The 8407-nt window shown below is 33.8% G+C and carries 9 protein-coding genes; 1 reads left to right on the top strand and 8 read right to left on the bottom strand.

The annotated features are described in order from the left end of the window. The 7 genes from ACJMLZ_RS01940 to ACJMLZ_RS01910 form a co-directional block, all read right to left on the bottom strand. The coding region (locus ACJMLZ_RS01940) for an ABC transporter ATP-binding protein (protein WP_405303698.1) at positions 1-591 on the bottom strand (591 nt) is incomplete at its 3' end. 1 nt (position 592) lies between these two features. Further along, complete coding sequence (locus ACJMLZ_RS01935) at positions 593-1540, bottom strand: ABC transporter ATP-binding protein (RefSeq protein ID WP_405303697.1); 948 nt, start codon at positions 1538-1540, stop codon at positions 593-595. A gap of 9 nt (positions 1541-1549) precedes the next feature. Continuing rightward, positions 1550-2407 (bottom strand): ABC transporter permease, encoded by an 858-nt coding sequence (locus ACJMLZ_RS01930; protein WP_405303696.1) that lies wholly within the window; start codon positions 2405-2407, stop codon positions 1550-1552. After that, complete coding sequence (locus ACJMLZ_RS01925) at positions 2400-3395, bottom strand: ABC transporter permease (RefSeq protein WP_405303695.1); 996 nt, start codon at positions 3393-3395, stop codon at positions 2400-2402. The genes ACJMLZ_RS01930 and ACJMLZ_RS01925 overlap by 8 nt, the downstream gene beginning before the upstream one ends. Positions 3396-3466: 71 nt before the next feature. Further along, entirely contained in the window at positions 3467-5086 is a 1620-nt protein-coding gene (locus tag ACJMLZ_RS01920; RefSeq protein WP_405303694.1) for an ABC transporter substrate-binding protein, read from the bottom strand. A gap of 297 nt (positions 5087-5383) precedes the next feature. Next, the gene (locus ACJMLZ_RS01915; RefSeq protein WP_405303693.1) at positions 5384-5998 is read right to left on the bottom strand and encodes an ABC transporter ATP-binding protein; all 615 of its coding nucleotides are present in this window, start codon (positions 5996-5998) and stop codon (positions 5384-5386) included. Between the two features lies 1 nt (position 5999). After that, positions 6000-6947: an ABC transporter ATP-binding protein gene (locus ACJMLZ_RS01910; RefSeq protein ID WP_405303692.1), complete on the bottom strand. Its 948-nt coding sequence runs from the start codon at positions 6945-6947 to the stop codon at positions 6000-6002. A 146-nt stretch (positions 6948-7093) separates the two neighbouring features. On the opposite strand from ACJMLZ_RS01910, the gene ACJMLZ_RS01905 reads away from it, so the two are divergent. Further along, positions 7094-7657 (top strand): GNAT family N-acetyltransferase, encoded by a 564-nt coding sequence (locus tag ACJMLZ_RS01905; protein ID WP_405303691.1) that lies wholly within the window; start codon positions 7094-7096, stop codon positions 7655-7657. Here ACJMLZ_RS01905 and ACJMLZ_RS01900 read toward each other — a convergent pair. Then, the gene (locus tag ACJMLZ_RS01900; RefSeq protein ID WP_405303690.1) at positions 7652-8344 is read right to left on the bottom strand and encodes a 4Fe-4S double cluster binding domain-containing protein; all 693 of its coding nucleotides are present in this window, start codon (positions 8342-8344) and stop codon (positions 7652-7654) included. The genes ACJMLZ_RS01905 and ACJMLZ_RS01900 overlap by 6 nt on opposite strands. Positions 8345-8407 lie beyond the last annotated feature (63 nt).

Below are 8407 nucleotides of genomic sequence, written 5' to 3'. Positions count from 1 at the left end.
GTAGATTATATCATCACATATTGTGTTGACCAAATCCATATCGTGGCTTACCAGCATAAATCCCATGTTTCTTTCTTTTACTATTTTTAAGACGGAGTCAATGATTTGTACTTGGGTTATTGCATCAAGCATGGTTGTCATTTCATCTGCTATCAAGAATTTTGTTTTAGGATTTATGGCTCTTAGAACAGAAAATCTTTGGGGTTCTCCTCCGGACAGTTCTTGGGGAAATCTTGTAAGCCAAGATTTTTGAATTCCGAACTCTTCTAAGAGGTCATCAGGAACTTCCCAGGATTCACCTAATACATCAGCCATTTTCCATTTAGGGTTCATTACTTTTTCTGGATGTTGATAGATTAACTGTACTGGGCAAAATTCCTTTTTAGGAAGTTCTTCACCGTTTAAAGTTACTCTTCCTTCATATCTTTGTACATATCCGGAGAGAATTTTACACAGTGTAGACTTACCGCTTCCGCTGTCTCCAACTAAACCGGTTATTTTTTTGTTGTCCAGATATATGTCAATATCTTTTAATATGTATTTTTTAGCTGAAGGATATTTAAATGAAATATTTGATCCAATAAGTTCCATGTTATTCACCTTCCTCATATTTAAAGCATCTGACTTTTTTATTTCCTAGGTCGATTAGTTGGGGCCTCTCATCTTTACATCTGTCGAACTTCATTTCGCATCTGTCGTAGTATGGGCATCCGTTTGGTATTTCTCCGTGTAGTGGTTGGTGTCCTTTGGTTAGTTCGAATCCGTTTGCGGGTAGTGCTTTGTATAGTGCTTTTGTGTATGGGTGGAGTAGGTTTTCTCCGGTGCCTGTGAAGTCTTCTTTGAGTGCGATTTCAATCACGTATCCTGAATAGAATATTCCTATTCTGTCTGCGACTTCCAGTGCAGCATGAATGTCGTGTGTAATCAAAAGTACTCCAATGCCATCTTCTTTCATGTGTTTGAAGTGATTTAGTGTTTCTTCTACTGTTTTTTGATCTAGTCCCGGTGTCGGTTCGTCAGCCACAACCAATTTTGGATTGGATAATAATGCAGTTGAAACAAGCACTCTTCTTGCCATTCCTCCGGATAGTTGGAATGGGTACATGTCGTCTACTTCTGGTCCGAGGTTGTAGTGTTCGAAGATTTCTCTTTGTTTTCTTTTCTTTTCTTTTCTTTCTTCGTCTGTTTCTGTATGTCCGATTGCTTGGTCGGATATTTTCATTAAAGGATCTAAGAAATTAACTGATTGTGGAACGAGTACTATATCTCTTCCTCTGATTTCTTCTTTGTCTTTTTGTGATAACTCCTTTCCTTTATATTTAATCTTACCATTCAAATTTGCATTTTCCGGGAGTATTCCGAATATTGCGTGTGCGAGTAGGCTTTTTCCAGAACCGCTTGAACCTAATACTGCTAATATTTCTCCTTCAGATATATCTAGAGTTAAATCGGTTATAACTTTCAAGTCTCTTTGATTTAAACCTTGGGTATATTGAATGAATGAAATAGAAACGTTTTCAACATCTAATAATTTATCCATGTTATCACCTTATTCGTTTGCACTTGTAGGATCAAGCAATTTCTTAATGTTTTCTCCGGCAATATCAAATAACAATACAATTATTAGCAATGCTAAACCTGGGAACAATGCTAACCACCAATCACCTGTTGCAAGATATTTCATTGATTCGGATAAAATAATACCAATTGCTGGCTCATGAGGTGACAATCCAAATCCTAAAAATGTTACACTTGCCTCGTGCATGATTGCATGTGGGAAAATTAAAATTGTTCCAACAATAATTTGGGTAATTACTAGGGGTAAGATTTGCTTTCTTGCTATCCAAAATTTTGATTTTCCAAATCTTTCAGATAGTTTAACAAAGTCGGAAGTTTGAATTTGCTTAATTTCTGCTCTTAAGACTCTTGTAAGTGAAGTCCAGTGAGTTAGTGCAACACCCATTGTTACACCGAAGGCCCCTCCACCTAATGCTATTGATATTAATATGATTAATAAGATATGTGGAACGGATAAGAATAAATCCACTAACCATGCAATAAAAGTATCTAAATGTTTATTGACACTTCCAATAAATGATAATGCAATAGCTATTAAACTACTTAATATTGATGCTCCGGCACCAATTTGAACACTTAAGCCTAATCCTTTTAGAGTACGACTAAACATATCTCTACCCATCCAATCAGTACCAAATAGATGTTCAAAAGATGGGGGACTATTCATAATACTGAAATTTGTTGTTATATCTCCAGAATTAATAAATAAACTTGAAATCACAATTATGGCTAAAAAGGTCACTGTTAATGCAATGGTTAATAATGTTTTTGTCCTTAAATTCATTTTTGAAAGAGGATATAATATGCTCGCTTTATTTGGATTAACCATCATCTTCACCTTCTTTAATTCTTGGGTCTACAAAGTTATAAATTATATCTGCCATTAAATTTCCACAATATACGAAAATTGCACTGAATATAACAATTCCTAATAATAATGGCACATCGCTTCTAAGGCCTGCTGAAACAGCTGCCTGTCCAATTCCTGGGTAAGTGAAAATTTGTTCTACTAGCACTGCACCACCAAATAATTCGGAAAAACCTAAAAATTGTAATGTGACTGCAGGGAGTAATATATTTCTTATACCATGTCTTTTAATTAAGTCCCATCCACTTTCGCCTCTTGCTTTAGCAAACAAAAAGTAGTCACTATTCATAATTTCAATTAGTTTGTCTCTTGTGTATAGTGCAATGGATGCAACTCCGACAATACTTAATGTTATCATTGGCAATATTAAACGGTTTAGCCATTCCCAGATGGATACATTTTCACTTAATGTTCCAATTGGAACTCCCAATCCTGTTGGGAACCATCCTAGATATACACTAAATACCATAAGTATAATTAAAGCAATCCAAAATGTAGGTGCGGATTGTAAAATGTAACAATAAACTTTAATTGCTTTGTCAATTATTGTATCTTTTTTAAAGCCAGCGATGACTCCTAAAGCAAATCCTAAAACTCCTGAAAATATCCATGAAGTTAACATTAATATTAATGATGCGGTAAATCTTTCTGTAATAACGTTAATCACTGGCATTCTGAATATTAAAGATGTCCCAAAGTCTCCATGCAGTATATTTCCAAGCCAATTAAGCATTTTAGTGGTAATTGGTTCGTTAACTCCCCAATATGCTTCTAAAGCAGCAATTTTTTCTGGTGAAACAGAACCAAGATTGGCGATATAGGATTTCACAGGATTAATTGGAGACATATCGATTAATAAGAAACTTAATAATATGACAAAAATGAGCAAAATTAAAAATCTAACAATTTTCTTTCCTAAAAATTTAAGTAATTTTTCATTTTTTATCATGCGATAACTCCTATATAAAAAGGGAAAAAGAGATGAGTTAAATTGAATAATTTAACTCATATGTCGATAAGTTATTTTTCAATTGAAGCAATACGTGTCCAATCGAAGATGTTACCGAATATATCTCCACCATGAGGTTGTAATAATTCAGTACTGTTGGAGATATTTAAGCTTTTATCGACGAAGTATCCGTATTTGATTTCTCCAACCCATAACCATGCTGCGTCACCTTTTGGTGAAATACCAGTACTGCCATCCCATGATACTGCAGACCATTCTGAGTATGATGAGTTACGGTCAGAGCTCATAGCATTGTCAATGTGGGCATCAATAGCACTGTTGTTTATGAGTGCAGGGTTATTGTATCCAATTCCTGCTTGGTCACTATAGTATTCTCCCCACATAGTTGATGGATCGGTTGAACCGAATCCCCATACGATTGGGTCAGTATTTTTAATTGCATCCATTTCGTCCCAGTTTGAACCAGTTGCATTTACTTCAATACCGAATTCTTTTGCTTGTTCAGCAATGGTTACTGCAATTGCTTGTCTTTCTGGGGCATTTGATGAATAATATAAATTAATGGATGCTTTTGTACCATTTTTCTCTACGATTCCATCACCGTCAGTGTCTTCCCATCCACCTTCTTTTAAGATTTCTTTAGCTTTATCAACATCACCATCATCAATAGAGGCTTCAGGATTTGCCCATGGCAATAAGTGAGCAATACCGTCATAATTTGGTACTCCAATACCATTCAATGCTCCATTACATATTGCAGTTCTGTCAATACCGTAGTTTAATGCATCTCTAATGGCTTTATCTGCAGTAATGTTATTACCCATTGCGTTTCCTTCTGGTGTGGTTTCACCAGTGTTGTTTTGAACTGGTAATGAGATTCCTCTTACGTCAATGGTGTCCATAAGGTACATGTCATAGCCATCAACTGTTTCGTTAGCATAAGCTAATGGTACTGCAGCTACATCTACTTCGTGATTTTTAGCAGCATTGAATGCAGCTTCATTCTGTGCAAAGAGAATGGTTAATTTTTCAAATTCAGGTTGTTTGCCATAGTAATCAGGGTTTTTCTCTAAGATTACTTGTTGGCCTTTATCCCATTGTACAAATTTATATGGTCCTGATCCAACAGGTTGTGAACCATAAGTTTCATTATTGTAAGAATCAGATGGTACAATACCAATGTATGCAAATTTATCAACAAATGTTGAATCTGATTTGTTTAATTCAAATTTAACTGTAGTTTTATTCACTGCAGTTGCATTATTCATACTGCTTAAATCTAAACTTGCTCCACTAGCTTTAGCTTCGTTGTAAGTGAATGCTACATCTTCAGCGTCTAAGGTTGTGTTATCAGTAAACTTAACATCGTCTCTGATGTTTACGATGTATTCTGTATAGTTATCGTTTGCTTCCCAACTTGTTGCCAAATCATTTTCATATTCCATGCCTCTTGTCATTTTTAACAAGGTGGATTGGATTAAAGGTTCAGCATAGTAGTTCCACCCAAGTATAGGGTCAAAACCAGCTTCTGGTTCTCCACCGTGACTATAAGCAGCAACTACGAGTGCATTATCTGCTCTTTCATGTGAAGATCCTCCCATGAGAATCGCTCCACCAATAATTGCAATAATAGCCACAGCAATTATTCCGATAAGATATTTTTGATTCATGTATTATTTCTCCAATTTCGAATATTTTTTAAAGCAATTGTTATTATTTTTATTAAAAATCATATTATTTAATTAATAACAATTAATTTATTTTTATTATTTTATAATTATTTAAGTATTTCTAAAAAAAGTATTACAAAAGGCTTATTTTTTTAAAAAAAGTATTAATTATTACTAAATGTTGATTTATTTATATATATAGTATTATTTTATTTGATTAATTTGTATTACAATTTTTTAAGTTATTTAAATAATTATTAATAAGTTTTTTTTAAAAAAAGATGTTAATATTAATGGTTATGCACCATTAATATCTTTTAAGTATATTTTATCATCACATATGGTGTCTATTAAATCCATATCGTGGCTTACTAGTAAAAATCCCATGTTTCTTTCTTTCACTATCTTTAAAACTGAATCTAGGATTTGTACCTGTGTGATTGCATCGAGCATTGTTGTCATTTCATCTGCAATTAGGAATTTTGTATTTGGATTTAGAGATCTTAGAACGGAAAATCTTTGCAGTTCTCCTCCTGATAATTCTTGAGGGAATCTGGTCAACCATGATTTTTGAATACCAAATTCTTTTAGGGCTTCATCGCTAACATCCCAAGATTCAGCCAGAACTTGCTGCATTTTCCATTTCGGATTCATTACTTTTTCTGGGTGTTGGTAAATTAATTGAACAGGTTTAAATCCTTTTTTTGGTAATGGTTTTCCATCAAATGTTACATCTCCCTCAAATTTTGTTACATAACCTGATAAAATTTTACATAATGTAGACTTTCCACTACCACTGTCTCCAATTAATCCAATTATTTTATTATTGTCCAATTCAAGATTAACCTCTTTCAATAAATATTTCTTAGCGGATGGATATTTGAATGAAATATTTTTTGCTTTAAGTTCCATTTTATGCACCTTCTTCGTATTTGAAACAGCGAACTTTTTTGTTTCCGAGGTCAATTAGTTCTGGCCTTTCTTCTTTACACTTGTCCATTTTCATTTCGCACCTGTCATAGTATGGGCATCCGTTTGGTATTTCTCCGTGTAGCGGTTGGTGTCCTTTGGTTAGTTCGAATCCGTTTGCGGGCAGTGCTTTGTATAGTGCTTTTGTGTATGGGTGGAGCAGGTTTTCTCCATCGCCTGTGAAGTCTTCTTTGAGTGCGATTTCGATTACGTATCCTGAGTAGAATATTCCTATTCTGTCTGCGACTTCCAGTGCAGCGTGGATGTCGTGTGTGATTAGTAGTACTCCTATTCCGTCTTCTTTCATGTGTTTGAAGTGATTTAATGTTTCTTCTACTGTTTTTTGGTCTAAACCTGGTGTTGGTTCATCCGCTACGACGAGTTTAGGGTCTGATAGTAATGCTGTTGATACAAGTACTCTTCTTGCCATTCCTCCGGATAGTTGGAATGGGTACATGTCATCCACTTCTGGACCTAGGTTGTAATGTTCGAAGATTTCCCTTTGCTTTGTTTTCTTTTGTTTTCTTTCTTCATCCGTTTCAGTGTGTCCGATTGCTTGGTCAGATATTTTCATTAGTGGATCAAGGAAGTTCACTGATTGTGGTACTAGCACTATGTCTTTTCCTCTGATTTCTTCTTTGTCTTTTTGTGATAGTTCTTTTCCTTTGTATTTGATTTTTCCGTTCAGGTTTGCGTTTTCAGGCAGGATTCCGAATATTGCGTGTGCAAGTAAACTTTTACCTGATCCGCTTGAACCTAATACTGCCAATATTTCTCCTTCAGATATATCTAGAGTTAAATCGGTGATAACTTTTAAATCTCTTTGATTTAAACCTTGGGTATATTGAATAAATGAAATAGAAACGTTTTCAACATCTAATAATTTTTCCATTAAATCACCCTAATAATTCAAATGACAAATTTTATATACTAATTTGTTCTTTATCAATATTAAAGTTAATCAAAATTAATAAAAAAGTATTACTAATTGATTAATTTATTTCTAAAATGTAATACTTTTTTCTAAAAGGGATTAATATGAATGTAATTATTAAGGAATTAAGCAATGATTCTAAGCAAATTGCAGATGTTCAGAAATTCTTGTTTAATATGATAAAAATTGAATTTGGATATGATTATGTTCCTGAATGGCATCAGGATGTTATGAACATGAAGGAATATTATATCGATCCGAAAAAGAATAATTTTTTTGTTGCATATGCTGAGGAAACTGGTGAAATCATAGCAACTATTGGTATTAGGGCTTATGATAAAGATTTTCCAGAGTTTAGACATTTGTATTCTAAAGAAACTACTTCAAGTATATGGCGATTATTTGTTGACAGGCGCTGCAGACGTTGTGGCTTAGCTTCTAAAATGTTTAGTGTAGCTGAAAGTTTTGCTAATGCAGTTGGTTATGACGACATTTATTTGCATACTCATAAAAACTTGGATGGGGCATTAACCTTTTGGACCAAAATGGGTTTTGTTGTTTCTCTTGATGCAAATGATGAGCTTCAAACAGTCCATATGGATAAAAAAATTCAGGGTTTAGAAATTAGCTCTCAAGCATATGATTTGAGATATGCAGTAAAATTATAGTCTTTTAATGTATTTTTGTGTATGTGGGCAAACGTAAATGCATTTTCCACATACTGTATCTGCTTTTCCCAAATTTTCTTCAGATATCTTTAAGGCATATTTTTCACACTTTTTATCGTCGTAAAAATCATTTCTGTGAAGCTTGTAATTCCATTCTTTACCACTTATCGCACCACCGAGACATGCATCTTTACATATTTCACATTTACCGCATTTTGATTTGAGTATTGGTTTTCCGATATCTAAGGGAGCATTTGTTAATACTGAGGATAATCTTAATGCAGATCCGTATTTTAATGTTGTAAATAATGCGGATTTTCCAATCCAGCCGAGACCTGCACGGGTGGCAATGGTTTTATGAGGTAACTCAAATGAATTGAACTCACCAAAATCAGTTCCTAGTCTTTTTTTTGTTTGTGCATAAGCATCATATCCATTATCTATTAAAAACTCTTCACATTTCATGCCCAGTTCATCCAATCTGGAATTGAGTTCTATTAGTTCATTAAGATATTCTTTAGTTGGTGCATTTTGCATATTTCTTATGGTTTCTTTGGGATAAGCTATGTAAAAAACAACCCCTACATTCAATCCGGGTTTTGGTGTAAAATTGGTTATGTCTGCATATCCTATTTCATTAGCACCATTTTTTAACATGAATTTTTTTAATTTGACGGATAATGACATGAGGCAATATTTACCACTGATTTTATATAAATTTTAGTTTTGTATTATTTTTAGTTAAAAATT

Origin of the sequence: Methanobrevibacter sp., assembly GCF_045126245.1 — an archaeon.
Classification (GTDB): domain Archaea; phylum Methanobacteriota; class Methanobacteria; order Methanobacteriales; family Methanobacteriaceae; genus Methanocatella.
This window is presented reverse-complemented; position numbering and strand designations above follow the sequence as displayed.

Bases quoted from the DNA above. Each gene is read 5' to 3' on its own strand.
- ACJMLZ_RS01920 (WP_405303694.1), bottom strand. From the start codon at position 5,086: ATGAATCAAAAATATCTTATCGGAATAATTGCTGTGGCTATTATTGCA.
- ACJMLZ_RS01925 (WP_405303695.1), bottom strand. From the start codon at position 3,395: ATGATAAAAAATGAAAAATTACTTAAATTTTTAGGAAAGAAAATTGTT.
- ACJMLZ_RS01915 (WP_405303693.1), bottom strand. From the start codon at position 5,998: ATGGAACTTAAAGCAAAAAATATTTCATTCAAATATCCATCCGCTAAG.
- ACJMLZ_RS01930 (WP_405303696.1), bottom strand. From the start codon at position 2,407: ATGGTTAATCCAAATAAAGCGAGCATATTATATCCTCTTTCAAAAATG.
- ACJMLZ_RS01900 (WP_405303690.1), bottom strand. From the start codon at position 8,344: ATGTCATTATCCGTCAAATTAAAAAAATTCATGTTAAAAAATGGTGCT.
- ACJMLZ_RS01935 (WP_405303697.1), bottom strand. From the start codon at position 1,540: ATGGATAAATTATTAGATGTTGAAAACGTTTCTATTTCATTCATTCAA.
- ACJMLZ_RS01910 (WP_405303692.1), bottom strand. From the start codon at position 6,947: ATGGAAAAATTATTAGATGTTGAAAACGTTTCTATTTCATTTATTCAA.
- ACJMLZ_RS01905 (WP_405303691.1), top strand. From the start codon at position 7,094: ATGAATGTAATTATTAAGGAATTAAGCAATGATTCTAAGCAAATTGCA.